The organism is Paenibacillus glucanolyticus, assembly GCF_037333485.1.
Classification (GTDB): Bacteria; Bacillota; Bacilli; order Paenibacillales; family Paenibacillaceae; genus Paenibacillus_AQ; species Paenibacillus_AQ glucanolyticus.
This window is the reverse complement of the sequence record NZ_CP147845.1, coordinates 4664067-4689398: the sequence shown is the minus strand read 5'-3', so window position 1 is coordinate 4689398 and position 25332 is coordinate 4664067. Positions and strand designations below refer to the sequence as shown.

30 protein-coding genes and 2 tRNA genes are annotated in these 25332 nt (G+C 48.1%); 25 read left to right on the top strand and 7 right to left on the bottom strand.

Annotated features, from left to right (window positions below):
• Positions 1 to 26: 26 nt before the first annotated feature.
• From abc-f to WDY75_RS22015, 20 genes are all read left to right on the top strand, one after another.
• A complete protein-coding gene (abc-f, locus tag WDY75_RS22110) occupies positions 27 to 1997 on the top strand; it encodes a ribosomal protection-like ABC-F family protein (protein WP_063478978.1) in 1971 nt (656 codons plus the stop codon).
• Positions 1998 to 2148: 151 nt separating this feature from the next.
• Entirely contained in the window at positions 2149 to 3402 is a 1254-nt protein-coding gene (locus tag WDY75_RS22105) for an LL-diaminopimelate aminotransferase (RefSeq protein ID WP_063478979.1), read from the top strand.
• A 317-nt stretch (positions 3403 to 3719) separates the two neighbouring features.
• On the top strand, positions 3720 to 4280 hold the full coding sequence (pyrR, locus tag WDY75_RS22100; RefSeq protein ID WP_006209104.1) for a bifunctional pyr operon transcriptional regulator/uracil phosphoribosyltransferase PyrR: 561 nt from the start codon (positions 3720 to 3722) through the stop codon (positions 4278 to 4280).
• The gene (locus WDY75_RS22095) at positions 4280 to 5194 is read left to right on the top strand and encodes an aspartate carbamoyltransferase catalytic subunit (protein WP_269148277.1); all 915 of its coding nucleotides are present in this window, start codon (positions 4280 to 4282) and stop codon (positions 5192 to 5194) included. The genes pyrR and WDY75_RS22095 overlap by 1 nt, the downstream gene beginning before the upstream one ends.
• A 112-nt stretch (positions 5195 to 5306) precedes the next feature.
• A complete protein-coding gene (locus WDY75_RS22090) occupies positions 5307 to 6608 on the top strand; it encodes a dihydroorotase (protein WP_036637921.1) in 1302 nt (433 codons plus the stop codon).
• 60 nt (positions 6609 to 6668) lie between these two features.
• Positions 6669 to 7805, top strand: a complete 1137-nt coding sequence (carA, locus tag WDY75_RS22085; protein ID WP_063478980.1) for a glutamine-hydrolyzing carbamoyl-phosphate synthase small subunit — start codon at positions 6669 to 6671, stop codon at positions 7803 to 7805.
• 1 nt (position 7806) lies between these two features.
• Positions 7807 to 11013, top strand: coding sequence for a carbamoyl-phosphate synthase large subunit (carB, locus tag WDY75_RS22080; protein WP_006209106.1), 3207 nt, complete (start codon positions 7807 to 7809; stop codon positions 11011 to 11013).
• A gap of 20 nt (positions 11014 to 11033) precedes the next feature.
• Entirely contained in the window at positions 11034 to 11777 is a 744-nt protein-coding gene (pyrF, locus tag WDY75_RS22075; protein WP_063478981.1) for an orotidine-5'-phosphate decarboxylase, read from the top strand.
• Positions 11774 to 12415, top strand: a complete 642-nt coding sequence (gene pyrE / locus WDY75_RS22070) for an orotate phosphoribosyltransferase (RefSeq protein ID WP_063478982.1) — start codon at positions 11774 to 11776, stop codon at positions 12413 to 12415. Before pyrF ends, pyrE begins: the two co-directional genes overlap by 4 nt.
• Positions 12416 to 12655: 240 nt before the next feature.
• Positions 12656 to 13573, top strand: a complete 918-nt coding sequence (locus WDY75_RS22065; protein WP_006209109.1) for an ABC transporter ATP-binding protein — start codon at positions 12656 to 12658, stop codon at positions 13571 to 13573.
• Positions 13570 to 14367 (top strand): ABC transporter permease, encoded by a 798-nt coding sequence (locus tag WDY75_RS22060; RefSeq protein ID WP_063478983.1) that lies wholly within the window; start codon positions 13570 to 13572, stop codon positions 14365 to 14367. Before WDY75_RS22065 ends, WDY75_RS22060 begins: the two co-directional genes overlap by 4 nt.
• Positions 14368 to 14370: 3 nt before the next feature.
• Entirely contained in the window at positions 14371 to 14955 is a 585-nt protein-coding gene (locus tag WDY75_RS22055) for a TetR/AcrR family transcriptional regulator (RefSeq protein ID WP_063478984.1), read from the top strand.
• A gap of 220 nt (positions 14956 to 15175) precedes the next feature.
• Positions 15176 to 15967 (top strand): hypothetical protein, encoded by a 792-nt coding sequence (locus WDY75_RS22050; protein WP_063478985.1) that lies wholly within the window; start codon positions 15176 to 15178, stop codon positions 15965 to 15967.
• Between the two features lie 70 nt (positions 15968 to 16037).
• Positions 16038 to 17111, top strand: coding sequence for a WXG100 family type VII secretion target (locus WDY75_RS22045; protein WP_063478986.1), 1074 nt, complete (start codon positions 16038 to 16040; stop codon positions 17109 to 17111).
• 14 nt (positions 17112 to 17125) lie between these two features.
• Positions 17126 to 17890, top strand: coding sequence for a hypothetical protein (locus WDY75_RS22040; protein ID WP_063478987.1), 765 nt, complete (start codon positions 17126 to 17128; stop codon positions 17888 to 17890).
• Between the two features lie 2 nt (positions 17891 to 17892).
• Entirely contained in the window at positions 17893 to 18162 is a 270-nt protein-coding gene (locus tag WDY75_RS22035) for a DUF4176 domain-containing protein (protein WP_006209116.1), read from the top strand.
• A gap of 54 nt (positions 18163 to 18216) precedes the next feature.
• Entirely contained in the window at positions 18217 to 18489 is a 273-nt protein-coding gene (locus tag WDY75_RS22030; RefSeq protein ID WP_006209117.1) for a WXG100 family type VII secretion target, read from the top strand.
• Between the two features lie 252 nt (positions 18490 to 18741).
• A complete protein-coding gene (locus WDY75_RS22025; protein ID WP_006209118.1) occupies positions 18742 to 18906 on the top strand; it encodes a hypothetical protein in 165 nt (54 codons plus the stop codon).
• Positions 18907 to 18988: 82 nt separating this feature from the next.
• A tRNA-Met gene (locus WDY75_RS22020) sits at positions 18989 to 19065 on the top strand.
• A 55-nt stretch (positions 19066 to 19120) separates the two neighbouring features.
• Positions 19121 to 19194 (top strand) — tRNA-Ile (locus WDY75_RS22015).
• A 109-nt stretch (positions 19195 to 19303) separates the two neighbouring features.
• On the opposite strand, the gene WDY75_RS22010 is transcribed toward WDY75_RS22015, so the two are convergent.
• The 7 genes from WDY75_RS22010 to WDY75_RS21980 form a co-directional block, all read right to left on the bottom strand.
• Entirely contained in the window at positions 19304 to 19567 is a 264-nt protein-coding gene (locus WDY75_RS22010; RefSeq protein WP_231888111.1) for a tyrosine-type recombinase/integrase, read from the bottom strand.
• Between the two features lie 11 nt (positions 19568 to 19578).
• The gene (locus WDY75_RS22005) at positions 19579 to 19791 is read right to left on the bottom strand and encodes a hypothetical protein (protein WP_231888036.1); all 213 of its coding nucleotides are present in this window, start codon (positions 19789 to 19791) and stop codon (positions 19579 to 19581) included.
• A complete protein-coding gene (locus WDY75_RS22000) occupies positions 19781 to 20272 on the bottom strand; it encodes an Arm DNA-binding domain-containing protein (RefSeq protein WP_231888037.1) in 492 nt (163 codons plus the stop codon). The genes WDY75_RS22005 and WDY75_RS22000 overlap by 11 nt, the downstream gene beginning before the upstream one ends.
• A 15-nt stretch (positions 20273 to 20287) precedes the next feature.
• The gene (locus tag WDY75_RS21995) at positions 20288 to 20623 is read right to left on the bottom strand and encodes a hypothetical protein (protein WP_156515050.1); all 336 of its coding nucleotides are present in this window, start codon (positions 20621 to 20623) and stop codon (positions 20288 to 20290) included.
• A 28-nt stretch (positions 20624 to 20651) separates the two neighbouring features.
• Positions 20652 to 21173: an ImmA/IrrE family metallo-endopeptidase gene (locus WDY75_RS21990; protein ID WP_063479776.1), complete on the bottom strand. Its 522-nt coding sequence runs from the start codon at positions 21171 to 21173 to the stop codon at positions 20652 to 20654.
• A gap of 141 nt (positions 21174 to 21314) precedes the next feature.
• Positions 21315 to 22685 carry a DUF4041 domain-containing protein gene (locus WDY75_RS21985; protein ID WP_063478989.1) on the bottom strand — a complete coding sequence of 457 codons (1371 nt, stop codon included), beginning with the start codon at positions 22683 to 22685 and terminating at the stop codon, positions 21315 to 21317.
• 51 nt (positions 22686 to 22736) lie between these two features.
• Complete coding sequence (locus tag WDY75_RS21980) at positions 22737 to 23132, bottom strand: helix-turn-helix domain-containing protein (RefSeq protein ID WP_063478990.1); 396 nt, start codon at positions 23130 to 23132, stop codon at positions 22737 to 22739.
• A gap of 158 nt (positions 23133 to 23290) precedes the next feature.
• Between WDY75_RS21980 and WDY75_RS21975 the strand changes: the two genes are divergently transcribed.
• The 5 genes from WDY75_RS21975 (at position 23291) to WDY75_RS21955 (ending at position 25264) form a co-directional block, all read left to right on the top strand.
• Positions 23291 to 23488, top strand: a complete 198-nt coding sequence (locus tag WDY75_RS21975; RefSeq protein WP_063478991.1) for a helix-turn-helix domain-containing protein — start codon at positions 23291 to 23293, stop codon at positions 23486 to 23488.
• Positions 23489 to 23520: 32 nt separating this feature from the next.
• Complete coding sequence (locus WDY75_RS21970; protein WP_338842215.1) at positions 23521 to 23832, top strand: YopX family protein; 312 nt, start codon at positions 23521 to 23523, stop codon at positions 23830 to 23832.
• Positions 23833 to 24019: 187 nt separating this feature from the next.
• Positions 24020 to 24451, top strand: a complete 432-nt coding sequence (locus WDY75_RS21965) for a hypothetical protein (protein ID WP_063478992.1) — start codon at positions 24020 to 24022, stop codon at positions 24449 to 24451.
• Entirely contained in the window at positions 24444 to 24677 is a 234-nt protein-coding gene (locus WDY75_RS21960) for a hypothetical protein (RefSeq protein WP_063478993.1), read from the top strand. Before WDY75_RS21965 ends, WDY75_RS21960 begins: the two co-directional genes overlap by 8 nt.
• 92 nt (positions 24678 to 24769) lie before the next feature.
• The gene (locus tag WDY75_RS21955) at positions 24770 to 25264 is read left to right on the top strand and encodes a hypothetical protein (RefSeq protein WP_063478994.1); all 495 of its coding nucleotides are present in this window, start codon (positions 24770 to 24772) and stop codon (positions 25262 to 25264) included.
• Positions 25265 to 25332 lie beyond the last annotated feature (68 nt).

Below are 25332 nucleotides of genomic sequence, written 5' to 3'. Positions count from 1 at the left end.
TCGGAGCATACAGGAGGAAACCTAATATGAATATGATCAATGTACAAAAACTTACTCAATACCACGGCGCCAATCTGGTGCTGGACCAGATATCATTTGAAATCCAAGAAGGCGAGAAGGTTGCTCTCATCGGAAGGAACGGAAGCGGAAAGTCAACGCTGATGCGTCTTCTTGCTGGTCATGACAAGCCAACCGAAGGACAATTGGCGATAAAGAAGAATGCGAAAATCGGATATTTGGAGCAAATTCCGAGCTATATGGATGCCTGGACGGTGATGGATGTTCTATCACAAGGTTTGAGTCATCTGGCGGACTACCGAACGGAGATGACAGAGCTTGAGAAGAAAATGAGTGATGTTGAGATCGCTGCGGATGCAGCGCAATTAGATCGTGTACTCCGCCGCTATTCAGCTCTTCAGGAGCGGTTTGAGATCGAGGGCGGTTATGAACTGGAGGCCAGCATCGATAGGATTGCTTCAGGGCTTCAAATCTCCAAGCGTGAGTACGGGCATACTTTCGGCTCGTTGTCTGGCGGAGAACAAACTCGGGTGATGCTGGCATCACAGCTGATCGTACAGCCGGAATTGCTGCTGCTTGATGAACCGACCAATCATCTGGATCTGGCACGTACCGAATGGCTGGAGGGTTTTCTGCGCGACTATCCGGGAACCTGCGTCATTATCTCCCATGACCGATATTTTCTCGATCGGGTGGTGTCCAAAACGATTGAGATCGAGGATGGGGAAGTTTTCACAGCCAGTGGCGGTTACACCGCATTCATGAGAGATAAGGAGGAACGGTTGCTCCAACAGTTTGCGGAGTATCAAGAGCAGCAGAAAGTGATCAAAAAGATGAAGGAATCGATCAAGCAGCTGGAGGAATTCGGACGCATCGGCGGCAATGAGAAATTTTTCAAACGGGCGGCATCCATGCGCAGGGCGCTGGAACGGATGGAACAGGTCAAGAGGCCTGTATTGGAACGGAGGCAAGCTGATTTTGATCTCAATCCGCAGGATCGTTCGGGCCGCCGTGTGGCATACTTTGAACAAGTTGAGGTTGCTTACGGAGATCAGAGGGTGCTGAGAGGGGCATCCGGCTTGCTAGAGTATGGTGAGAAGATTGTGCTCATGGGCTCGAACGGCAGCGGTAAAACAACGCTCTTCAAGGTGCTGATGGGAGAGCTGATGCCGGATTCAGGAACGCTGGAATGGGGTTCCAGGGTGGATGTTGGCTACTTGGCGCAACAAGAAGAGCCGGAGAATCCCAAGGAATCCGTGCTTCAATATTTCCGCGGCAAGGTCGGAGTTGAGGAAGGCGAAGCTCGCGGGATATTGGCAAGGTATCTGTTCTACGGTGCGGCTGTATTAAGAACAGTCGGGCAGCTGTCGGGCGGTGAATGGACACGATTAAGGTTAGCACTGCTTATATACCAGAAGCCGAATCTGCTTCTTCTGGATGAACCAACCAACCATTTGGATATTGCCTCACGCGAAGCGCTGGAGGATGCATTGCGAGATTATGCGGGGACCGTACTTGCCATCTCTCATGACCGATATTTTGTCAATCAGCTGTCTCATAAAGTATGGGATTTGGATCAAGGCAAGCTTATCGTTTACTTGGGAAATTATGATGATTTTCGAGCCAAGAAGGATCAGTTGGCTGCAGCGTCACTTGCAAGAGAGCTTCCAGGCGGAAGAGATGACATTGCCTTGCCGAAGATAGCGCAGCAGAAAGCGAAAGAGAAGACCAGCGCTCAACCTGCGCAACATTCAAACCGAATAAGAGAGAATCCATCTTCTGCCGAACGGAGCCATTGGCTGGAGGAGGAGATCGACCGTTTGGAGAGACTCATTCAACAGCTTGATGGATGGCTTGAGACAGAGGGTCCGATGGTTGACGGAACGGATGCAGCGCTTCTGGAACAGCGCTGGAATGAGCGTGAGTCGCTGGCTGCGAATCGTGACGAGCTCCTGGCGGAATGGCTGGAATTGTCTTAAGCTGGATTTTGCTGATGAGGCTTAAGTCTATGACATACGATCAAGCTGAAAAAGTACAAATCATTTGATATATAATGCATGGCTCCTGCCGAGATTTTACGGCATATTTATGGATGAATATCATTGCAAGAGTAGGAGATGAATACAAATCATGAGTATTGACAAATATCAGGAAACGTACATTCAGCAAAACTTTGCTAACCGTATCGGCGGTGCCAACTACGGCAAAGATACAGCCATTTATAAATTTGAGAAAATCAAGAGAGCGAAGGCAGCTGCGAAGCAGGAGCATCCGAACACGGAGCTTATCGATATGGGTGTTGGCGAGCCGGACGAGATGGCGGACGCAGGCATCGTGGCGAAACTCGCTGAGGAAGCCTCCAAGCGGGAAAACCGGGGATATGCGGATAACGGAATTCCTGAGTTTAAGGAAGCGGCTGTTCGCTACTTGAAGAATGTGTTTGGAGTCGAAGGAATCGATGCGGCTACAGAAGTGCTGCACTCCATTGGTTCCAAACCTGCACTGGCTATGCTGCCATCCTGCTTCATTAACCCGGGGGATGTAACCATTATGACGGTTCCGGGATATCCCGTGCTTGGCACGCACACCAAGTATTTGGGCGGCGAAGTATACAATGTGGAATTGAAAAAAGAAAACGCGTTTTTGCCGGATCTCAGTTCCATTCCTGAAGACATTGCACGCCGTGCAAAACTGCTCTACCTGAACTATCCGAACAACCCGACGGGCGCCAGCGCAACCGTTGAGTTTTTCTCCGAGGTTGTGGAATGGGCTCGCAAGTACGGAGTTGTCGTCGTCCACGATGCTCCATATGCAGCGCTCACCTACGATGGCTTGAAGCCCCTCAGCTTCCTCTCCGTACCTGGCGCGAAGGATGTTGGCGTGGAGCTTCACTCCTTGTCCAAATCCTACAACATGACAGGATGGCGCATCGGCTTCATCGTCGGCAATCCGCTTGTGGTCAAAGCGTTTGGCGATGTGAAGGACAACAACGACTCCGGTCAATTCATAGCCATCCAAAAGGCAGCTGCATACGGCTTGGACAATCCGCAAATTACCGAGAAGATTGCAGAGAAGTATTCGCGTCGTCACAATATGCTGGTGGACGTGCTGAATGAACTTGGCTTTACAGCCGAGAAACCGAAAGGCTCCTTCTTCCTGTATGTGGAGGCTCCAAAAGGAGTTAAAGGCGGCCGCCGCTTTGAGTCCGGAGAGGACTTCTCCCAATATCTGATCCGCGAGAAACTGATCTCTACGGTGCCTTGGGATGATGCAGGACATTTCGTTCGCTTCTCCGTGACCTTCATTGCTGACGGTGAGGAAGAAGAGAAACGGGTAATTTCCGAAATTCGCAGCAGACTTAGCGATGTGGAATTCGAATTTTAATAGCGCAATAAACTCTGTTCGGAACGCGACAACTTTCGACATGATCGAGGTTGACATCTCCTGTGGGGTCTGTCATAATAAGATCAATCGAATAGCACCTTTAAATCAGTCCCGTGAGGCTGGCAAGGTAACGTGAACCGAGGTTCATTAACAGGAGGCATAGCTCTGTCTGCGGATAGATGCTGCGCTTTCCACACTATCTCTATGAGATCAACTCCTTGTCCAAGCCGGGCAAGGAGTTTTTTTGTGTGTAAGAAACCCACGGATCGTCAGGAACTGGAAAGGGCTAATCAAACGTGTTGAAGGAGGACTTAAGGATGAGCAATGAACAGCATGTGATTATGGACGAGACGGCCATCCGCCGCGCGCTAACGAGAATTGCCCATGAAATATTGGAAAAGAATAAAGGGATTGAAGATTGTGTACTGGTCGGCATCCGCACACGCGGGGTATTTTTGGCTCAGAGAATCGCCGAGCGAATGAACGAGATTGAAGGTACGCCGATTCCTTGGGGAGAGATTGATGTGACCTCCTATCGGGATGACCGGGATAGTAAGGAAGCCACCGCAGAGCGGGTGGAAGGAGCAAAGCTCAGTCTGGAGCACCTGAACATCCATGATAAGAAAGTGATTTTGTTCGATGATGTGCTGTACACCGGACGAACCATTCGGGCGGCGATGGATGCCCTGATGGATTGCGGGCGGCCAAGAATGATACAGCTTGCGGTTCTCGCAGATCGCGGCCATCGCGAACTGCCGATCCGGCCGGATTATATCGGAAAGAACGTTCCTACCTCTAAACATGAGGAAATTACGGTGGCATTAACCGAAATCGACGGCAAGGATGAAGTGACCATTAGCCAAAGAGAGGAACGATAATCATGACAACAGCCATTTCAGTGAAAGAACGCAGCCTCTTAGGATTGAAGGATATTAGCAGAGACGAGATTGGATCGATCTTGAATCGGGCGGCATATTGGGAAGCGCAGTCCGACAAAGTGGTACCGGTTCTCAAATCAAAATTTGCGGTTAATATGTTCTTCGAGAACAGCACCAGAACGAGATTTTCTTTTGAAATGGCTGAGAAAAGACTCGGCGCCGAGGTGATGAACTTTGCAGCGGCAGCCTCAAGTGTAGAGAAGGGCGAGTCGATCTACGATACCGTGCGGACCTTGGAATCGATGGGGATTGACGCAGGTGTCATCCGCTTGAAACCTTCAGGAGTGCTTCAAGAACTGGCAGAACGGGTGTCGATTCCACTGGTGAATGCAGGAGATGGCAACAATGAGCATCCAACGCAGGCACTGCTTGACCTATATACAATGAAGAAAAGTTTCGGAGAGCTTAAAGGATTAACGGTGTCTATCATCGGAGATATCAAACACAGCAGGGTGGCGCGTTCGGACTTGTGGGCGCTGCAGAAATTCGGAGCGCATGTGCAGTTCTGCGCACCGGAAACGATGCAGGCACCAGAGCTTGCCCAGTATGCACCTTATGTATCGATGGAAACGGCGCTGAAGGCTGATGTGGTTATGATGCTGAGGGTTCAGCTGGAGCGTCATAACGCAGGAGTATTCAAATCCAGCGCGGAATACCGGGAGCAGTACGGTCTTACGGAAGAACGGGCAGCGAGGCTGTCAGGGCACACGATGATTATGCATCCGGCACCCGTGAACCGGAACGTTGAAATTGATGACACGGTTGTGGAAAGTCCCAGATCGATGATATTCAATCAGATGGCGAACGGAGTGCCGATTCGCATGGCGGTTATGGAACGGGCGATGAAGGGCTAACCTGAAGCATGAATATAGATGAATAAATATTAATAATTATACACAAACATGAATTTTTATTATACAATATACAAAGAAGCGAACGGTGCTTCTGCTGCGGAGGGGAACCAAGATGCAAATGCAAGTGATAAGGAATGCCAAAGTGATCAATGAACAAGGACAGCTCGAAGACAAACATATCGTCATTGCAGACGGATTGATTCAGTCGGTTGTGAGTGAGGCTGGAGCCTTGCCGGAAGCGGGCGAGAACGTGCGGATAATCGATGCCGAGGGCAAACTGGTCACACCGGGATTCATCGATATGCATGTGCACTTGAGAGAGCCGGGTTATGAGCACAAGGAAACGATCGAGAGCGGCAGCCGCTCAGCAGTGAAGGGCGGATTTACGACCATCGCCTGCATGCCTAACACAAGGCCGGTTACTGACTCGCCTGAAACGGTGAAACTGATACTGGACAAAGCGAGTGAGGCGAATCTTGCGAAGGTGCTGCCTTACGCTGCAATAACCAGGAATGAGCTGGGCCGTGAACTGACAGACTTCGAAGCCTTGAAGGCAGCAGGGGCGATTGGATTCACGGATGACGGGGTCGGCGTACAGAACGCACAGATGATGAAAGATGCCATGAAAAAAGCTAAAGCGCTGGGCATGCCGGTTATCGCTCACTGCGAGGACGATTCGCTGGTAAAGGGAGCTTGCGTGACCGAAGGCAAGTTCGCCCAGCAGCATGGCCTGAAAGGAATTCCGAACGAGTCGGAAGCAATCCATGTCGGACGGGATATTTTGCTGACGGAAGCCACCGGGGTACACTACCATGTATGCCATGTGAGCACAGAGCAGTCCGTACGTTTGATCCGCCAGGCGAAGGCGATTGGCATCTCGGTAACAGCTGAGGTATGCCCCCACCATCTGGTGCTATCGGACGAAGATATTCCCGGCCTTGATGCAAACTGGAAGATGAATCCGCCGCTGCGCACTCCGCGTGACGTAGAGGCTTGTATAGAAGGTCTGCTGGACGGAACGCTTGATATGATCGTGACGGATCATGCCCCGCACAGCGCTGAAGAGAAAGCCAAAGGCATGGAGCTCGCACCGTTCGGTATCGTTGGATTCGAAACGGCATTTCCACTGCTCTATACCAAGTTTGTTGCAACAGGCAAATGGGATCTCGCACTGCTGGTCAAACGGATGACAAGTGATCCGGCAAGAGTATTCGGTCTTGCAACGGGTGTGCTGGAAGCCGGGGCAGCAGCGGACCTGACCATGATTGACCTGGAAGCCGAGAAGGAAGTGAACCCGGAAGAGTTCGCTACGAAAGGCCGCAACACTCCATTCACCGGCTGGAAGCTGAAGGGCTGGCCTGTGATGACTTGGGTGGACGGCGATATGAAATGGTCCGAACAAAATGGATTTTAAGTAACACTTAGGCCAATGACTTATAAAATATATTACACATAGATGACAGGAGTGATCGGGATGCAGGCAAGATTGTTACTGGAGGACGGTACGCTGTTCAGCGGAAAATCCTTCGGCGCGGATGCTGAAATGACCGGAGAGGTCGTTTTCAATACAGGGATTACAGGATATCAAGAGGTGCTGAGCGACCCGTCCTACTGCGGACAGATCGTGACGATGACGTACCCTTTGATCGGAAACTACGGCATCACGCGGGATGACTTTGAATCCATTCGGCCGTTCGTCCACGGATTCGTTGTTCGTCGTCATGAGCCTGTTCCTAGCAACTGGCGTGCAGAATACAGCGTTGACAGCTTGTTGAAGGAATATGGAATTCCAGGGATCAGCGAAATCGATACACGGATGTTGACCCGCATCATCCGTCATTACGGAACCATGAAGGGGATTCTGACAACGTCCAACAAGCCGGTAGAAGAGCTGAAGGAAATGCTCGGCGACACAACGATTGCTGAACTTCGCAATCAGGTGGCAAGTACTTCAACACCGCAAATGTTTACGAGCCCCGGCTCCAAGGAACGGATCGTTCTGGTTGACTTCGGTGCAAAAAGCGGGATTTTACGCGAGCTGACTTCCCGTGGCTGCGATGTGATCGTAGTTCCGCATGACACCACTGCGGACGAAATCCGCAGACTCCATCCGGATGGAATCCAGTTGTCCAACGGCCCTGGGGACCCGAAAGATGTTCCGTACGCTGTAGACATGGTCAAACAACTGCTTGGCGAATATCCGATCTTCGGCATCTGCCTGGGTCATCAATTGTTTGCACTGGCTGCGGGCGCTGACACCGAGAAGCTAAAATTCGGACACCGCGGCGGGAACCATCCGGTTAAAGAGCTTGCCAGCGGACGCTGCTATATTACTTCCCAGAATCATGGGTTTACAGTAAATGAAGATTCCGTTAAAGGCACGGAGCTTGAAGTCACGCATATCAACAATAACGATAAAACGATTGAAGGCTTGAAGCACTCGAAATTCCCGGCCTTCTCCGTACAGTATCACCCTGAAGCTGCACCTGGACCGCACGACAGCAGCTATCTGTTCGATCAATTCCTTGAAATGATAAGAGACCATAAACAGAATGAAGTCCGGAAGCCGCGCCAGGCGGTTCTGGCCGCAGCCGTGAAAGGAGCTCGCTAATATGCCTAAAAATGAAACACTCAAAAAAATTCTCGTCATCGGCTCCGGTCCGATTGTCATCGGTCAAGCAGCGGAATTCGACTATGCAGGAACGCAAGCTTGCCAAGCACTGAAAGAAGAAGGTATCGAGGTTGTGCTGATCAACAGCAACCCCGCGACCATCATGACAGATACTAACATGGCGGATAAAGTATACATTGAGCCCATCACCCTGGATTTTGTCACGCAAATCATCCGACAGGAGCGTCCGGACGGATTGCTCCCAACGCTTGGAGGACAAACGGGTCTGAACATGGCGGTTGAGCTTGCGCGTGCCGGCATTTTGGAACAGGAGAATGTCAAACTGCTCGGAACTCAGCTGGAATCGATTGAGAAAGCGGAAGACCGTGACTTGTTCCGTGAGCTGATGCGCGAGCTTGAGCAGCCTGTACCAGAGAGCACCATCGTAACGACTTTGGAAGAGGCAATGGACTTCGCTGATGAGATCGGCTATCCGCTTATCGTTCGTCCTGCCTACACTTTGGGAGGAACCGGCGGAGGTATCTGCGCAACGGAAGAGGAACTGCGCGAAACGGTCAGCTCCGGCCTTCGCTACAGCCCGATTACACAGTGTCTGATCGAGAAGAGCATCGCAGGGATGAAGGAAGTCGAGTACGAGGTCATGCGCGATGCGAACGACAACTGTATCGTTGTGTGTAACATGGAGAACTTCGATCCGGTGGGCGTTCATACAGGCGACAGTATCGTTGTGGCACCAAGCCAGACGCTGTCTGACCGCGAGTATCAAATGCTCCGGAGCGCATCGCTCAAGATCATCCGTGCCCTGAACATTGAAGGCGGATGTAACGTACAGTTCGCGCTGGATCCGAACAGCTACCAATACTACGTCATTGAGGTAAATCCGCGGGTCAGCCGCTCATCTGCGCTCGCTTCAAAAGCAACGGGTTATCCGATTGCCAAGATGGCAGCCAAAATCGCCATGGGTTACACGCTGGACGAGATTGTCAATCCGGTAACGGGCCAGACCTATGCTTGCTTCGAGCCTACCCTGGACTATATCGTCAGCAAAATCCCGCGCTGGCCATTCGATAAGTTCATCCACGCTAACCGGAAGCTGGGAACACAGATGAAGGCAACCGGCGAAGTGATGGCGATTGGACGCACCTTTGAGGAATCCATTCATAAAGCAGTCCGCTCCTTGGAGATCGGTGTGCACCGTCTTTACCTGAAAGGTGCCGCTGAGCTGAGTGATGAAGTGCTCCAGCAGCGTCTTGTGAAAGCAGACGATGAGCGGATATTCCTGATCGCCGAAGCATTCCGCCGCGGTTATGGACTGCAGCAGATCCAAGACCTTACAAACATCGACTGGTGGTTCCTGGACAAAATCGAGCGCCTGATTAAATATGAAGATCACATCCGCCAAGAAGCTTCATTGACTTATGAAACCCTGTACGAAGCGAAACGTCTTGGTTTCACGGATCGCGCAATTGCCGAGCTTCGCGCTGAAGGCAATGCGAGTACACATACAACCGAAGAATCAATCAGGTTCCTGCGTCACGAGCATGGATTGCGTCCGGTTTACAAAATGGTCGACACCTGCGCTGCAGAGTTCGAAGCAACAACGCCATACTACTACTCAACTTATGAAACGGAAAATGAAGTCATCGAATCCGCCAAGGAAAAGGTCATCGTGCTGGGTTCCGGTCCGATCCGGATCGGTCAAGGCATCGAGTTCGACTACTCCACCGTGCACGCTGTATGGGCGATCCAGAAGGCGGGATACGAAGCGGTTATAATCAACAACAATCCGGAAACCGTATCAACCGACTTTAATACGTCGGATCGCCTCTACTTCGAACCGCTCTTCTTCGAAGATGTTATGCACGTCATCGAACAGGAGAAGCCGATCGGCGTCATCGTGCAGTTCGGTGGGCAGACGGCCATTAATCTCGCCGAACCGCTGAGCAAAGCGGGCGTGAAGATTCTGGGCACAAGTCTGGAAAGCATTGACGAAGCCGAGGATCGCAAAAAATTCGAAGCGCTCCTGTCCAGACTGGACATTGCCCAACCGAAAGGGAAAACCGTAATATCGGTTGATGATGCTGTAGAAACGGCTCAATCGCTGGGTTATCCGGTACTGGTAAGACCATCGTATGTACTCGGCGGACGGGCCATGGAGATTGTATACTCCGACAGCGAGCTGCTTAGCTACATGAAAGAGGCGGTTAAGATTAACCCGGATCATCCGGTGCTGATTGACCGGTACATGATGGGCAAGGAAGTGGAAGTAGACGCGATCTGCGATGGCGACACCGTTCTGATTCCGGGAATTATGGAGCATGTAGAGCGCGCAGGAGTTCACTCCGGTGACTCGATTGCGGTATACCCTCCACAGTACTTGTCCCAGGATCTGAAGGAAAAGATCACGGAGATTACGATCAAGATTGCCAAGGAACTGAATACCCGCGGACTTGTCAACATCCAGTTCGTTATCTACAAAAATGAAGTGTACGTGATCGAAGTGAACCCGCGCTCCTCCCGGACAGTTCCATTCCTGAGCAAGGTTACCGGCATCCCGATGGCGAACCTGGCTACGCAGGCTATTATGGGCGGGAAGCTCAAGGATTTGGGATACGAGGAAGGCATGTGGCCGGAAAGCGACTATGTATCGGTTAAAGTGCCGGTATTCTCCTTTGCGAAGCTTCGCCGCGTTGAGCCTACACTCGGACCGGAGATGAAATCTACCGGTGAGGTGATGGGCCGCGATGTGAAGTATGCCAAGGCACTATATAAAGGGCTGATCGGTGCAGGCATGAAGATTCCTTCGACGGGTGCCATTATCGCTACCATCGCAGACAAGGATAAAGCCGAAGCAGCAGCACTGCTCAAAGGCTTCCATAAGCTTGGTTATAAAATCATAGCAACAGGCGGAACAGCCGCGGCATTAAAAGAAGCGGGACTTGATGTGACGACCATTAACAAGCTGTCCGAAGGAACACCAAATATTCTGGATATGATCCGCACAGGTGAAGCGAACTTTGTCTTTAACACATTGACCAAAGGCAAAACGCCGCAGCGTGACGGATTCCGTATTCGCCGTGAAGCGGTTGAGAACGGCGTAGTGTGCATGACCTCGCTCGATACGGTTCGTGAGCTTCTGACCATGCTGGAGACGATCAACTTCTCCTCGGAAGCGATGCCGGTTTAAATCGAGAAGGAGGGGTACAGATGAACGCAAGCTCAAGCTACAATGAAATGGCGGGCCGCCTAATGGTGGCTCTGGATTACCCGGATGCCGATCGTGCGAAGGATCTGGTTCAGCAGCTCGAGGGCATTCCCTGTTACATGAAGGTGGGCATGCAGCTCTTCTACGCCGCAGGTCCTGACTTCGTGAAAGAACTGAAGGCAAAAGGATATTCCGTGTTTCTGGACGTGAAGATGCACGATATCCCCAATACGGTAAAAGGCGGCTCGCACAGCGTTACGCGGCTGGGTGTGGACATGTTTAACGTCCACTCCGGCGGCGGTGCGCTCATGATGCAGGCGGCAAAAGCCGGGGCAGAGGCCGCAGTGGCGGAAACCCCGGGTCTTGCCATGCCTACAATTATAGCGGTAACGCAGTTAACCAGTACGGATCAGGATGTCATGAATAACGAAATCGGGATCCCAGGGCTTGTAGAGGACACCGTTGTAAGATACGCTTCGTTGGCCCAGCAAGCCGGACTGCACGGCGTCGTGGCTTCATCGCTTGAAGTGGAAGCCATTCGCACCGCGTGCGGTAAGGATTTTAAAACCGTTATCCCGGGCATTCGTCCTGCTGGCGCGGATATCGGTGACCAGGCCCGGGTGCTTACGCCGGGAGAAGCGGTTCGCAGGGGCAGCCACTATCTAGTTGTTGGTCGCCCAATCACCGCTACCGCGAACCCTAGACAAGCAGCAGAACAGATTATTGAGGAGATGATTCAAGCATGAGTACACTCGCGAATATTCCGCATCAGATCGCATCCCATTTGCTGAAGATTGAGGCCGTTTCCCTTCGTCCACACCAGCCGTTTACATGGACGTCGGGCATCAAATCCCCAATTTACTGCGACAACCGCCTGACGATGTCCTACCCCGAGATTCGTGACTACATCGCTGAATCGTTTGCTGCTGTCATCCGGGAGCAGTATCCGGAAGCGGAAGCCATTGCCGGAACGGCGACAGCAGGAATTCCGCACGCGGCCTTTGTATCCCAGAAGTTGAATCTGCCGATGTCTTATATTCGGGACAAGGCTAAAGGCCATGGCAAGGAAAACCTGATTGAAGGTCTGATCAAGACGGGGCAGAAGGTGGTTGTGATTGAGGACCTGATCTCCACCGGCGGCAGCTCATTGAAAGCAGCGCAAGCGGTCAAGGATGCAGGTGCAGAGCCGCTGGCGGTACTGGCCATATTCAGCTATCAGCTGGATAAAGCGGTACAAGCCTTCGCCGAAGCTGGAATTCCGCTGCAGAGCTTGTCCAACTACGGTGCACTCATCGATGTAGCCCTATCCGAGAACCGGATACAAGAAGAGGATGTACAGCTACTTCAGTCCTGGAGAGCGAATCCTTCCTCCTTCGGACTATAAACATTATTGTACAGATTATAATTTTTGATCCGACTGCCGCCTCTGAGATTTTTTGCAGAGGCGGCGTTTTTTATCTTTTTAGAAAGGGATAGTCCCTCTAGAACCGTAGCTGTTTATTCCTTGTGAGAAACCAATTTATACTTTCTGAATTAATAAAGTAAATATATAGGGGGTATATGGGATTAAATCATGGCATAGTTTATACTATAAATAAAATAAAAGTATAAATGAGGGATGACCATGTTGGCTGTTGAAGCAGTAGGTGTCCATAAAAAGTTTGGCTCTACATACGGAGTTAAGGATTTGAACATGTCAGTTGAGCAGGGCGAGGTGTTTGGCTTTATTGGACCGAATGGCGCTGGGAAGTCGACTACCATTCGAATGATCATGCAGTTATTGTCTCCAAGTTCGGGTGAACTTCATGTGCTTGGCACATCCATGCGGCAAGAGCAGCCGGAACTTCGGCGGCGCATCGGTTACTTACCATCAGAGATCATCCTCTATCCTAATATGACGGGCAGGGAGATGCTTGAATTTACCGCCAGAGCACATGGGCTGAAAGTTAAACAGACCGAGGCTCTTCAATATGCCGAAAGGCTGCAATGGGATCCCGGCATCAAAATCAAAGCCTATTCCCTTGGCAATCGAAAGAAGCTGGGCATCATTTTGGCTCTTCTGCACCAGCCGGAACTGCTTATTCTCGATGAGCCCACTTCTGGTCTGGATCCCCTTGTGCAGCATGAGTTTTTTCAAATGCTGGGTGAGTTCAACCGGAAATGGGGCATGACGATATTTTTTTCGACTCATGTGCTGTCGGAGGTGGAGAAGGTGTGCCAGCGAGTTGCTTTTATACGTGATGGTGAACTGCTCCGTATATCACGCATGGAAGATTTGTCTGCCGGGAGAAGCCATCGGATCATGCTTCGGCTGGAAATGCCGGGTGATCAGCGCGAGAACGACCTTTTGAAGTTTATCGATGCAAAGGTCCAGTTTGATGGAACGTATCATTGGTTTGATACGGGAGGAAACCCGTTGTCGAATACGCTGGCTGCATTATCCCGGCTTCCGATAGCGGATCTGACGATTCGAAGGCCAACAATTGAAGAAATGTTCATGGACGATTATCGGGTGCAGCATGCAGAGGAGGAACGGGTATGAGGTGGAATCTGGTTCAACAGGAGCTTCGTCAAAACAGACGCGGATTCTGGACGTGTTTTCTTGTGACCTTATTAATACTGATTCTTTTGCTGGGCAAGGCAGAAGCCTTTGTGAACAATCCGGAAATGGAACAGCTCATAAAAGGTTTGCCGGAAGGCCTGCTTAAAGCATTTGGCATAGAGCCTGAAAGCTTTCGTACCTTCGAAGGGTTCGTGGCAACGCAGGCCTACCCCTATTTTATCGTGCTGATATCTTCTTTTGCGACGTCGTGGGCAGCTGGAAGCATATCCAGGGAACGAGACAGGGGCACTGCAGAATTTCTGTTCACGCTGCCTTACAGCAGAGGAGAGGTATTCTGGAGCAAAGCGTTTGCGAACTGGCTGCATATGACAATTGTGTTTGTTGTCGGTTCACTGCTTATTCTGCTGCTGGCTAGGTATACGGTGCAACTGGAGCAATATGGAGGCTTATTGCTGCTATTGTTGTCAGGTTATTTACTGGTGCTGCTGTTCATGGGGATCGGCTACGCGCTTACCTCCTGGTTCTCTTCTGATCGCACGGCTGTGGCCGTTGGAGCTGGAGTCGCTGTCCTGGCATTCCTGCTCAAGCTGCTCTCCGGCAGCAGTGAGATGATGCATAAGGTATCTTCAATCTCGCCCTACCGGCTCTTCGATGCGTTGGATATTGTCCGGGGGGGCGGGTTGACAGCGGTGAGCTGGGTCGTTACATTAGGACTGTATGCGGCTGGCACAGCCATAGGTGTCCTTATGCTGAAGAGAAGGGATATCGTTTAACCGATGAATGCAAAGAAAGAAGCAGTGCTGGAAGCTGGGAAACGGTTGTTTTTGGAACATGGAATTTTGCAGACAAGCATGGAACAAATCGCGGAAGCGGTGCCTGTCTCCAAGATGACCATTTATAATTATTATCAGAGCAAGGAAGGGTTACTGGATCATGTAGTGGATCGGATGATTGAGGAATTGATGTCAATTTATCGTGATGTGATGGAGCAGGCCAGGGATCCTCTTGAAGCATTAACCATTTTCTATAGGGATCAGGAGAAATTTTCGGTGCATGTGTCGCAGAAGTTCGTGACGGATCTGGCCAAATTTCCGGAGCAGATGGAGAAGCTGATGCAGTTCAACCAGAAGTATGTAGTGCCTGATTTTGAATTGCTGATCTTTAAGGGCCAGCAGCTTGGCCAGATTCGAAAAGATATCTCCCCTCAGGTGCTGGTCGCTTTCATGACCTTCATTAAGGAGTTTACGGCGCGGAGCGAGTGGTATAATGGTCTGGGTAGCATTAACGCGGTGAGTGAGCAGTTGATGACGATTATGTATTACGGCATTATCCAGAAGGATGACCCGCCTCATCCTACATGAAATCAAAGAACATTCCAGTGGTTGTTTACGACCCGGGATGTTTTTTTTTGAGGTTTTCAGCGATTCATTGTTTTATATGTGACTGAATTGGGTATATGTTCCTATAAATTTAGGGCCAGGATTTGGTAGAGGGGGAGGAGACGTCTCACCTATAATAGTAATGATGGCTTGTGATTTATTTACAAAAATAGGCGGGACTGACCGTAAGGAGGAGAGATCTTTGGAATTTTCGTCAAGGATCAAACTGACCGGCAAACAATTTTTTGTGTTAACCGGCATCGTTGGTGCAAGAGCTGTCATCGGGCTCGAAGATCCTTTCCGCGGTACGCTTGCCGAGGAGATGCCCGCAGAAGTGGCCAGGATAGAACAGGAGCTCCTGGAGGAAGGCTTGATTGTTACAGATACCGTCGATAACGAGCCGGTTCTTGCGCAGGAATTGCTGGAATACATAGAAGTATGCAGTCGGACCCTGTTAACGATTCACATGAGGGTTACCGGTTCTGAGGGAGAACCGAAGGAGTGTTTTATTTACTACAGTTCAGCCCTTGTCGTAAAATCCGAAATCGAGAGCGGTCCATCCGGTGAGCGGATATATGTATTGGAGGAGCTGGGAACGCCTTCAGAGGCCTGGTTGAAGATCATTGGCTACCTGCAGCTTGAGGATAGGAAAAACCGCAGCACGGGCCCTCTGGCTCTGCCTAAGGGTTGGTTCCAGCAATGGATGAACGCTGAACAAGGTGAGCAGGAGCCGCAGCGGCATTTGCTGGCGCAAGGCTACCCGGAATCCGTTGTTACGGCTTTGGCTGACTCTGTAAGCAGTCCGGAGAGATATGCTTCATTCACTGTGTATTATTGTCCGGATCTGAATTGCAGAATCCAAGGAATTGAACTGTTAAGGGGGAAAGATTCCAATTGGCTGATCCGCCCTGAAGGAGATCAGGATCAGATCCGGGGCGCCCAAGTTACAGAGATCATCCATGAGCTTGGAGCCGTAATAGAGCGTATAAAGTGATAGAGGACAAACATGGCTCTAACATCTTACAGTGTGTCTTCTCGATCAACTACATGGAGGATTGTTTGATATGACCAAAATACGTGTAGTACCCGAAATGCTGAACCAGCAAGGAGCAGCGGTATCTGATATTGCACGGGAAGTCCAGCAGCTTCAGGAGCGGATGCAGCAGCGCATTCAGAGCATGTCGTGGGAGACACGTCATCGTGCACAGGTTGAGCAGCGCCTGGCGCAGTGCAGGGCTGCTTGTCAGTCGGTGGTAAGCCGTCTGGAGCAGAATAGCGGGCAGTTGGTGAAGAAGGCCAGCGATTTCTCGCAAACCGACCAGTCGCTTGGGAACAGCTTGACCTTCGGCAAACAATCGGTAGCTCAAATTAGTCCGCATCTGCTGCTACAGACGAGCCTGGCACAAAACGGGAGCAAAAAGTCAGATCCCCCCGTAATGGCAGCAGGGGTTGAATTTAATGCGCTCGCTCCATTTGGAGGAACGGCTGATCAATGGTCCAGCAACCCGCTGGCGGCCACTGGCGTATTGTTCGGGACCGTAACGGCATCAGGAACGATGTATAAATACTGGGACATGTACCGGAACGGATTTGGAGTCTGGCTTGAGAAGGACAGACGCGGGAATATGCGAGCCAATGTGACCAACGGAATGATGGCCAATATCCGCAAGAAAACCTATGCCGAATACAACTGGCGGAATCACCCCCGAATCCCAAAATATGTCCTTCCGGGCGCAGCGGTTAAAGATTCGCTTAGCTGGAAAGGCGGTAAGCTCGGTTATGCCGGTATCGCCATGCAAACGGCGGGCAATCTGGTCACGAATATCAATGAGAACAAAAGTGGAGCCAAAATAGCCGGGGACGCTGCCGTGGATGTGGGTGTCGGCCTGGGTACGGTTGTAGCCTCCGCAGCAGCTGGTGCCAAAGCCGGCGCGCTGATCGGGACGGCGGTGGGCGGTCCGATTGGAACCCTCGCGGGTGCGGCTATCGGTTTTGGTGTTTCGGTGGGTGCTTCCTATGTCATGGATGGGATCAAGTTTGCAGATTTTGACGGGAATGGCGAGAAGGATACTTTAACCGAGGGTTTAAAAATAGGAGTTGAGAAATTAGGGTCGACGATAGCCGGTTGGTTCAAATAAGGGGAGTGTAAGAGATGGGCACAAAGATTTCGGAGGAAGCGTTATTTCATTTCCGGCTGATACCCGCAGAGCAAATCCGGGGCGGCATCGTATGTTTTTTATTTATTATGCTGATACCTGCACTGGTTACTTTGTCGGAGCCGATGATGTCGATCTATTTTTACATCGCTTGCGCAGTATGGGGGGCTATGCTGCTGTGGGGAATGGGCTTGAGTTTAAACCCGTATCAATCCGAGGTCGGTTTCGTGCTGTATTTGGGGTTGTATGGTTTGGCGCTGGCCGTTACTTGTCAAGTCGCTATATTAAAAATGATGTATCACATGGCTGGAGTGGATTCCATTGGATATGGTCTCAGCTCGGTAGCGGTCATGCTGCTATTGCTCGCTCTATTCTATGTCCTGCATTTTAGAGCGCTGCAGCAAGGAGCCTACCAATCCATGGAGAGGCAGGGTCGGGTCGGAAAAGCTGGCAAGGCCGCCATGCTGTTTGCGGCTATCGGCTACACAGGTTATTACTTGGCAGTCGCGGTTATCGGAGATATTGGCAGGTTCGTGATGGGAATGGCGGCTTTTTCCGTCCTGTTGATTCTCGGTCTGTATTTGGCTGTTGTGTTCATTCATCGCTACTTCTTCATTCAGAATCATATGGATCAACTGAAAGAGCATTACCCCGTTTTGGGGCTGCCGAAGGAGCAGCGGAACGCAGCGTATCTGAACAAAATGAAACAGGGGCGCGCACCGGCGGCACCGCATCGTCCAAGCAAGAAAAGGAGAGGGTAATTATGACACAGCAGTTATTGCCAAACGGATCGATTGTTATTTTGAAACAAGGGGAGAAGAAGCTGGTGATATACGGGCGCAAGCAGATTCTTGCACTTGAGCAGCCGCAAATGTTCGATTATCTGGCCTGTCCGTACCCGGAAGGGTATGTTAGCCCGGAATTTGCCTATGTGTTTAATCATGAGGATATCCAGGACATAATATTTACCGGCTACCAGGACGAAGAGGAGGAGCAGTTTCAAACCGTGCTGGCTGAGACAAAAGCTACATAACATCCCAGAGTATATTTTCATAAAGGTTCATAAGGGAGGAGCGTGAGGTAGTTCATGTCAGGACGCATAGAGGTATCCCCGGAGGAACTGCGCCGCGCAGCGGCAGACATTCGCAGCGGAAGTGACTATGGCGGGGAACTGGTAGCCAGAATGTCACAGATCATTGAGACGCTGAATGCGGAATGGGAGGGTGTTTCGCAGCAGCGGTTTCGCACAGAGGCTGAGGAGACAAAGGCACAGCTCGTGAATTTTATCCAGATGATGAATTCGATGGAGCAGGAGCTCATGAGCATTGCTGCCCGGTTTGCAGAGGCTGACGGACAATAGGCGGAGCGATTTATTAAGCGACAAAAACAAACTTGGCGACTTTTCCTCGGTTGAATTCCGGGAAAAGATCGCCGCCTTAATTAAAACTCTCTTTTTTTGTGTCTACATGACGGGGCTATGATCAGTGGTACGGTATAGGGCTGATTGTTTTTTTTATTAGGGAAGGACTTTGTGGATATTGCGGTTTTTTAGTGGAAGTTTGGACATAATATGACAGCAGCAGATTATACTTCAGGTAAGGAGTCGCATAGGATGAATTGGATCTATTACGGAAAGCTGTATAAAACCAAATTTCAAGCAGGGTGCTTCGCCAAACGGTTGGAGCAGGATGGATGGCTGTTCGGGTACAATGATCCGCGGATGGTGGAGGTTTACCGTTCCAGGAAGGGCCGATACGGCGTTCGATTTATGCCTTGATTAAATTCCATTAAAACAGTACTTGACTTGATGCAAGGGAATGGTGTATATTTATTCTTGTCGCTGTTTGATACAGCATTGACGCGGGGTGGAGCAGTTCGGTAGCTCGTCGGGCTCATAACCCGAAGGCCGCAGGTTCAAATCCTGCCCCCGCAACCAATTTTTAAACGATGTATGTATGACGTCCTTATGTTTATGTGTACATGTATGTTCAGGGCCCTTAGCTCAGTTGGTTAGAGCGGTCGGCTCATAACCGATTGGTCGGGGGTTCGAGTCCCTCAGGGCCCACTTTATCGAAAACCCTTGCGATGCAAGGGTTTTTTGCTGTTTAAAAGGGCGTTACACGTAGCATAAAACTATGGTGAAAATATAGGTTACTTCGATTTGCTAACGGCAGCTATTTATCCACAGGATCTAGCGTCTTTTCAGAGTACTTTTTAAGCTCTGCTTCAATCCTATCGACGGCTTCATCTTGCATAGTAGGGAGTAAGTGAGAGTATCGTTCATTGAACATTGCTGGAGTCATTCCGAGGCGTTCAGCTGCCACTTTGGGGTTTATGCCAATCCGGAGTAAAAATGACGCGTGGGTATGTCTTAAATCGTGGAATCGAATCTTCTTTACTCCTGCCTTCCGGACCAAAACGTCCATTCCTTCTGTTATACGTTTCGGTTTTATATAACCGCCGTTTGGGTAGCAGCATACGAGATCATTATTCTCATACCCATCACCGTACTCAAATTCACCACGACGATGCCGGTGTAAATTGCCAGCGAGAATACAATATAGTGAACATGACCTTTCGATGATTTTAGAAACTGGTTGAATTCTTCAACAGACCAGAACTTCATTTCCTTTTGCTCGTTCGCATTAACCTTACTTCTCATGGATACCTTGCTCATGATATCCTCTGACAAGAGCCCTGACTCGGTGTATGCGATTTCTCAGTGCACGCTTCAGAATGCCGTGGATGGTCTTTACATATTCCTTTGAATAGGTTTTTCGTAACTCGGCGTAGAATGTTTTGATTGCTCGTGGAGTCAATGCTTGAAGTTTTACTTTACCAAGTGCAGGAATAATTCGCGCTTCAATGACCGTTTTCTCAGTATCATACGAAGTAGGCTTGAAATTCGGCTTGGCAGGGGTTTCGAGATATTCTAATAGATATTCTCGAAGCGTTATCTTCGAGTCATCGACATGCAAGCCGTTCTCTATTTCAGCGATTTTTAGGTGGCACGCTGTCCAGGCTTCCTTTTCAGTTTTAAACCCACCTTTTGATTTTTGTCTCCGGCTACCTGTCATTGGATCAGGTGGCAGATCGATTACATAAGTATAAGTTTTTCCTCTTGGATATACATGACCTTTCATATACAAAAGCCCTCCTTAAAATTCATCTCCATAGAACCATAGTAATTCCTCAATATCCCTTTTCTGAATTATAAACTTATTGGCAGAGTTATAATATCTGCTTGCCAGATGGCTTAGCTTTAAACTGATTCTACCGTCACTGGTATAATCCAAATCAATAAACTTAACTGGTTTACTGTCTATGAAATTCTCAAGCTGGCCATCCTCGACTACCTCGAATGGGCCATCGATGGAGAAAATGAGCTCTTCTTGAGTATGTAAAGTTTCATGGTCTACATGAATGATAAATTGTGAAGGTGCGATCAAATCATCAGCGGGATCATAATAGGCGTAGATCTTAGTCTCTCTCATATCATCATGATCGCTATGTCTAACATGATCACTTGTCTTCGACCTGAGCAACTGTCTCCGTTAACAACATCCCTTGGCACAATCTATGTTGAATTTGTTCCAGTCTCCTTTTAGCTAAATATAACGGGACATTAAAAATAGAGGCTAAGAAATGAATAGCATCATTCTTTCTTACAGGTAATCGAAGTTGTGAGATCATTGAAATCGGCATTGCTGCATAAAGAACAAAATTATCTGCTTCAGATTCTTGAGCTTTGGTATATTGCTCTGGCATAATTCTCTGATCACCCGAATGTCGTAATATATGGCAAAGTTCATGTAAAAAGTCGATCCATTGCCTTACCCTTGACTGATTCTTATAAATGTTAATGGATCCTAACCCACTCTTTATTTCTACCGCTTCACTACCTAGCTCCGAATAATAAACCCATACGTTCAGCCGCCTGGATAATTCTTCAGTATTCAGTTGTTGTGGAGTAAGCACTCCGTGTTTTTTATACAAGTCTTCGACAAACTGTTCTAAGAGAGTGGTTTCATAAAATCTGAACATGCTGTTAATACCTAAGAAATGGGAGTGTATGTTCGGTTTTGAAGTGAAAAAGAATAGCCAATAACGGCTATTTTTGATGCAAATAAGATTGTAGCTATTCTTTATAAACATGCAACAGTTGTTTTTCCTTTAGTATCTGTTCTATACTTTTTCCGTCAGTTGATTGCCAACAGCTACCTCTTGCCAAGAAATATGTGGTGGTTCTGAATCAACATTCTCTCGCTGAGTTCTAATCAAAATTGATTCGCGATACTCTTCCGCATCAGATGTTCGAGTAAATTCAACAGATTTATCATGATTATTTTTTATTACATTCTCAATCTCGTCCAATGATACTTTAAAATATTCTCTTCGCTTATTAATAATATTTAGACGATTGTTTTCAAACGTCTTATGTAACTTTGCTTCAAGGGTGGGGGCATCATCCGAAAAAATCATAGCATGAACATCAAAATTAAATGGTACCGAAGCATCTCCGAGTTCGTATACTCGATCGTATGGGTCTAGTCTACGAGTCATACCGATTTTAAATACACCTTCTCCAAATGAGCCTATATTAGAGATTACATAAACGTAACCAGCTCTTTGGTTGGCTTCACGATAGTCAACTTCTTTAAGATTGGCTTCAATTTCATGTAGACTTTTTTCTAGCTCACTTATTTTTTCTTGAATGAGCAAGCGCTCTTCTTCTGTTTTACAGAGATCAAGCTGCTTTATTGCTTTTTCGAGAGCATTTGAATAATGACGTTTCTCTTTTTCAATAGTTTTCCTAGCTTCATCAATTTCACGTTGGAGTCTAGCTTCTTCACGCATTTGTTCTCGAATCTGACGTTGTTCCTCTTTTTCTTCTTGTTTCATTACGGAATATTCATAAGCGAGATATAATTCTGTTAATTTAAGTTGGAAATACTCTTCAGAAATTCTAACCTGCATTATTTTACCAAGCTTATTAAGAGTTTCAAAAGATTTGAAAATACGCTTTTCATAAGTGGAAATATTATTAAACTTTACATTCGAAATGCAGGCATCGCATTCATTGTTAAATGACCTAAGTGAAAGTTTAATCATATCATTGACCATTTTTCTTCCTTCGGTCTTATTATTGTTTACTGTCCAGCTCTGGCTACCTTCACACGCAGTGCCTTCCTTGATCATTAACTTTTGCGCATCTCTCAATGTATCTAGTTTTTGTTTGAATACAGTACTGTTTGCGAATTCAAACTTGGGTTTATAGAGAGAGAACGATTCCAAACTAATTTGGTCATCCAGATCTAGTATGTCTTTAGATTTGATTTCATACTGTAATTGCATCTTGTCCAGTTGATTTTTATTGTGTTGAATCTCGGCTAGAAGTGAATCTTTTTTTTGAGATAATTTTGTTATTTCTGTTGTCAAATCGAATGCATCTTGATGTTCGGGTGTCATAATTACTTTTAAGTTTTCATAGTCCTGGCGAACATTTTCAAGCTCGGCCTTTATTTTCTTTACTCTAAATAGGTCAAAAATACTCATTGTTAAACTCCGCTCACATATCCCCATCGGATGAGGTACTTGCTATAGGATTTATTCCCCTTGTTGTTGACCAGGTTTACGATCTTTCTCTTGCTCCAAAATGAACTTTAAAAATTGGCGCATCTCTGCCTTTTTTTGTTCTGGGGCATCCAGATATCCTTTGAAGAATGCCCCGTGTACTGGATCGTCGAGCAATTCCTCGATTTCATCATCTTCTTTGTTGGCAGTAATTTTAGGCGAGGAATCATTAGTACGTCCGAGCAGGTAATCGCCATTAGTATCTAATACATCTGCAATTTGCTTTAATGCTTCAGGATCAGGCTTTCTGTCATTAGTCTCATATCGAGAGAGTTGAACAACAGTTAAACCTGTTTTGGTAGCCAATTCTTTTTGTGTTATTTCTTTTTTTTCTCTTAAATATTTAATTCGATCTCCAAGAGTCTTCATATATACTCCCTCTTTGTCAGTTCATGAAACAATAATAGCATTACCAAAATGGCAATGAAATAAAATTGCCAAAAAGGTAATTAAGTTATTGGTATTACCGAATTGGCAAATTATAATCGTATCAGGAGTTACCGAAATGGTAATGTGGAGGTGGTGGAGTGAAAAAGGTCAATCTAGAAAAAATAAAAACACTTCGTAAGTTGAAGGGGTTGTCTCTAGAGGAAATGTCTCAATTATTGGGCTACGAAAGCCCAAACGGTTATTACTACCTGGAAGTTGGTCGAGGGAGATTTCCGGCTGAGACATTAGCTAGGGTTGCGATGACCAATGGTTACATGGCTTTGGCGTCCATGTAGTCGAATCAACTGATGGCGGCAAGGAATACTGGCTGTATACCGATAATGGCCCACATCAAGTCGATTCCGAAACAGTCGGCCAGTATACCGGACTGCCCGATCGCAATAGCAAGGAAATATACGAGAATGCCTCTGTTCTAATCACTGGTATACAGGAACTGGATTATGGCATCACATACGAATGGAATGAGAGAGCGGTCGTTCGATGGTCTGAGGAGGAATGCGGGTTTTACCTGGATGTCATCAACAAACGGGAGGTCAGTCTCTGCCAGGATGGATATTTCACAGTTGATACATTCCCGTTAAGAAAGTGGGAAGAAGGCGAATGGGAAGATCGAGTATGAGGTTTTGGAGGATCCTGAACTACTGGAGGTGCCGCATGGATGATCAACGAGAAGAGAAATGCTTAAAGTGTGGAACGCCATTAGAAAACTATACACCTGTGTTTTGTTGTAACGGTCGAGAGTGTGGCTGTATGGGAAACCCCATTGAACCACCTTTATGTGATAAGTGTTGGGACGAGGTGATGGGATGAGCGAGAAGTATTGTTTAACAGCTCGGCAGGCAGAGGTTTTAAATTTCATTAAATTTTGCGTAAATAAGCATGGTTATCCTCCAACCGTGCGAGAGATTGCGAAAGGGATTAACTGCAGATCAACCTCAACAGCGCACAATATTCTGGAAAGATTGGTCTTGAGGGGAGCTATCGAGAAGGGCGAAAGCCCGCGGGCAATCAAGGTGGTGGATGTTGGCGTGGAGCCGAAACCAGGGCTTTATAACAAGTACACAGTGATCGACAATGAGACCGGTCGTGCGGTTGATGGATCATGTTTTGTATTAATGCCGGACAAGGACGTAGCTGCGGTTGGAGCGTTGTTTCAATACGCTGAATTGACACCAAACACTGAGCTAGCAATGGACATAACTCGGTGGTTGTCGAGACTAGATGTAGCCCATGAATAAGCAAGTAAAGCTAATAGACCAGACAAAGCTGCTGGAAGGATTGAAAAAGGAATTAGAGTTTTGCATCAAAGAAAAATTTAAGGAAAAGAATACTCGATTTTACTTAGGGCGTGAGTCGGTTTTGACGGACATTATCAAGCAAATCGAGTCGGGCAGATTCGATTCTAATCCGCAATGTACGGATTTGAACATCAAATCTGACGATGTGGGCTCTGATGATATTTAGAAGTGAAAAGACCCCCTAATCCTTGGCCGGGTCGGGGGTCAATAGGTAATATATTTCTCTCAACGATTATATCACAAAGGGGATTGAGGGGAATGGCGATGTCATGGGGGCAAGGGGAACTCTTTCCAACAGCGAATGAAGCGGAGATCCAGCGCACAAAATTCCTGCTCGGAAAATATAAAGAGATGACAATGCTTATGCACGATTTTGAAAAATTCGAAGAAAAATTAAGGCAAGTGGCTATTGATGGTGAAGCAGCTCGCCGCATCGATCAGGAGGATCTGCATGCTGATAAGACGGCCAATGCTACGATTCTGATCGAGAAGCAACGTTGGGTGTATCAGCAGTACCAGTTTTATACTCATCAGCTTCGAAGGGCTTTCAGTTTGATCCAGGACGATGAGGCAAAGAGAGCTGTCGATTACAGGTACATGCAAGGTTACTCCTATAAGGAGACGCTGCTGTTCTTCCGGCATGGTCTAAGTGACAGTACTATTCGGCGGAAGATATCAGAAGGCACTGAGAGTATGGCAAACAGTTTGAAGCTCATGGGGTTCTTTGAGCAGGATGCTCATCGGAGAGAGTAATTCACGTTAGCTAAGATACAGAATTTCATAGAGCATATTCCATAAATCTCTAAATTAACTGGAGTATC

Coding starts and splice junctions, on each gene's coding strand:
- carB (WP_006209106.1), top strand. CDS start 7,807: ATGCCTAAAAATGAAACACTCAAAAAAATTCTCGTCATCGGCTCCGGT.
- WDY75_RS22055 (WP_063478984.1), top strand. CDS start 14,371: ATGAATGCAAAGAAAGAAGCAGTGCTGGAAGCTGGGAAACGGTTGTTT.
- abc-f (WP_063478978.1), top strand. CDS start 27: ATGAATATGATCAATGTACAAAAACTTACTCAATACCACGGCGCCAAT.
- pyrF (WP_063478981.1), top strand. CDS start 11,034: ATGAACGCAAGCTCAAGCTACAATGAAATGGCGGGCCGCCTAATGGTG.
- pyrE (WP_063478982.1), top strand. CDS start 11,774: ATGAGTACACTCGCGAATATTCCGCATCAGATCGCATCCCATTTGCTG.
- pyrR (WP_006209104.1), top strand. CDS start 3,720: ATGAGCAATGAACAGCATGTGATTATGGACGAGACGGCCATCCGCCGC.
- WDY75_RS21960 (WP_063478993.1), top strand. CDS start 24,444: ATGAATAAGCAAGTAAAGCTAATAGACCAGACAAAGCTGCTGGAAGGA.
- WDY75_RS22105 (WP_063478979.1), top strand. CDS start 2,149: ATGAGTATTGACAAATATCAGGAAACGTACATTCAGCAAAACTTTGCT.
- carA (WP_063478980.1), top strand. CDS start 6,669: ATGCAGGCAAGATTGTTACTGGAGGACGGTACGCTGTTCAGCGGAAAA.
- WDY75_RS21965 (WP_063478992.1), top strand. CDS start 24,020: ATGAGCGAGAAGTATTGTTTAACAGCTCGGCAGGCAGAGGTTTTAAAT.
- WDY75_RS22025 (WP_006209118.1), top strand. CDS start 18,742: ATGAATTGGATCTATTACGGAAAGCTGTATAAAACCAAATTTCAAGCA.
- WDY75_RS21990 (WP_063479776.1), bottom strand. CDS start 21,173: ATGTTCAGATTTTATGAAACCACTCTCTTAGAACAGTTTGTCGAAGAC.
- WDY75_RS22005 (WP_231888036.1), bottom strand. CDS start 19,791: ATGAGAAGTAAGGTTAATGCGAACGAGCAAAAGGAAATGAAGTTCTGG.
- WDY75_RS21995 (WP_156515050.1), bottom strand. CDS start 20,623: ATGAGAGAGACTAAGATCTACGCCTATTATGATCCCGCTGATGATTTG.
- WDY75_RS21955 (WP_063478994.1), top strand. CDS start 24,770: ATGGCGATGTCATGGGGGCAAGGGGAACTCTTTCCAACAGCGAATGAA.
- WDY75_RS21980 (WP_063478990.1), bottom strand. CDS start 23,132: ATGAAGACTCTTGGAGATCGAATTAAATATTTAAGAGAAAAAAAAGAA.
- WDY75_RS21985 (WP_063478989.1), bottom strand. CDS start 22,685: ATGAGTATTTTTGACCTATTTAGAGTAAAGAAAATAAAGGCCGAGCTT.
- WDY75_RS22065 (WP_006209109.1), top strand. CDS start 12,656: ATGTTGGCTGTTGAAGCAGTAGGTGTCCATAAAAAGTTTGGCTCTACA.
- WDY75_RS22035 (WP_006209116.1), top strand. CDS start 17,893: ATGACACAGCAGTTATTGCCAAACGGATCGATTGTTATTTTGAAACAA.
- WDY75_RS22060 (WP_063478983.1), top strand. CDS start 13,570: ATGAGGTGGAATCTGGTTCAACAGGAGCTTCGTCAAAACAGACGCGGA.
- WDY75_RS22045 (WP_063478986.1), top strand. CDS start 16,038: ATGACCAAAATACGTGTAGTACCCGAAATGCTGAACCAGCAAGGAGCA.
- WDY75_RS22030 (WP_006209117.1), top strand. CDS start 18,217: ATGTCAGGACGCATAGAGGTATCCCCGGAGGAACTGCGCCGCGCAGCG.
- WDY75_RS22000 (WP_231888037.1), bottom strand. CDS start 20,272: ATGAAAGGTCATGTATATCCAAGAGGAAAAACTTATACTTATGTAATC.
- WDY75_RS22090 (WP_036637921.1), top strand. CDS start 5,307: ATGCAAATGCAAGTGATAAGGAATGCCAAAGTGATCAATGAACAAGGA.
- WDY75_RS22040 (WP_063478987.1), top strand. CDS start 17,126: ATGGGCACAAAGATTTCGGAGGAAGCGTTATTTCATTTCCGGCTGATA.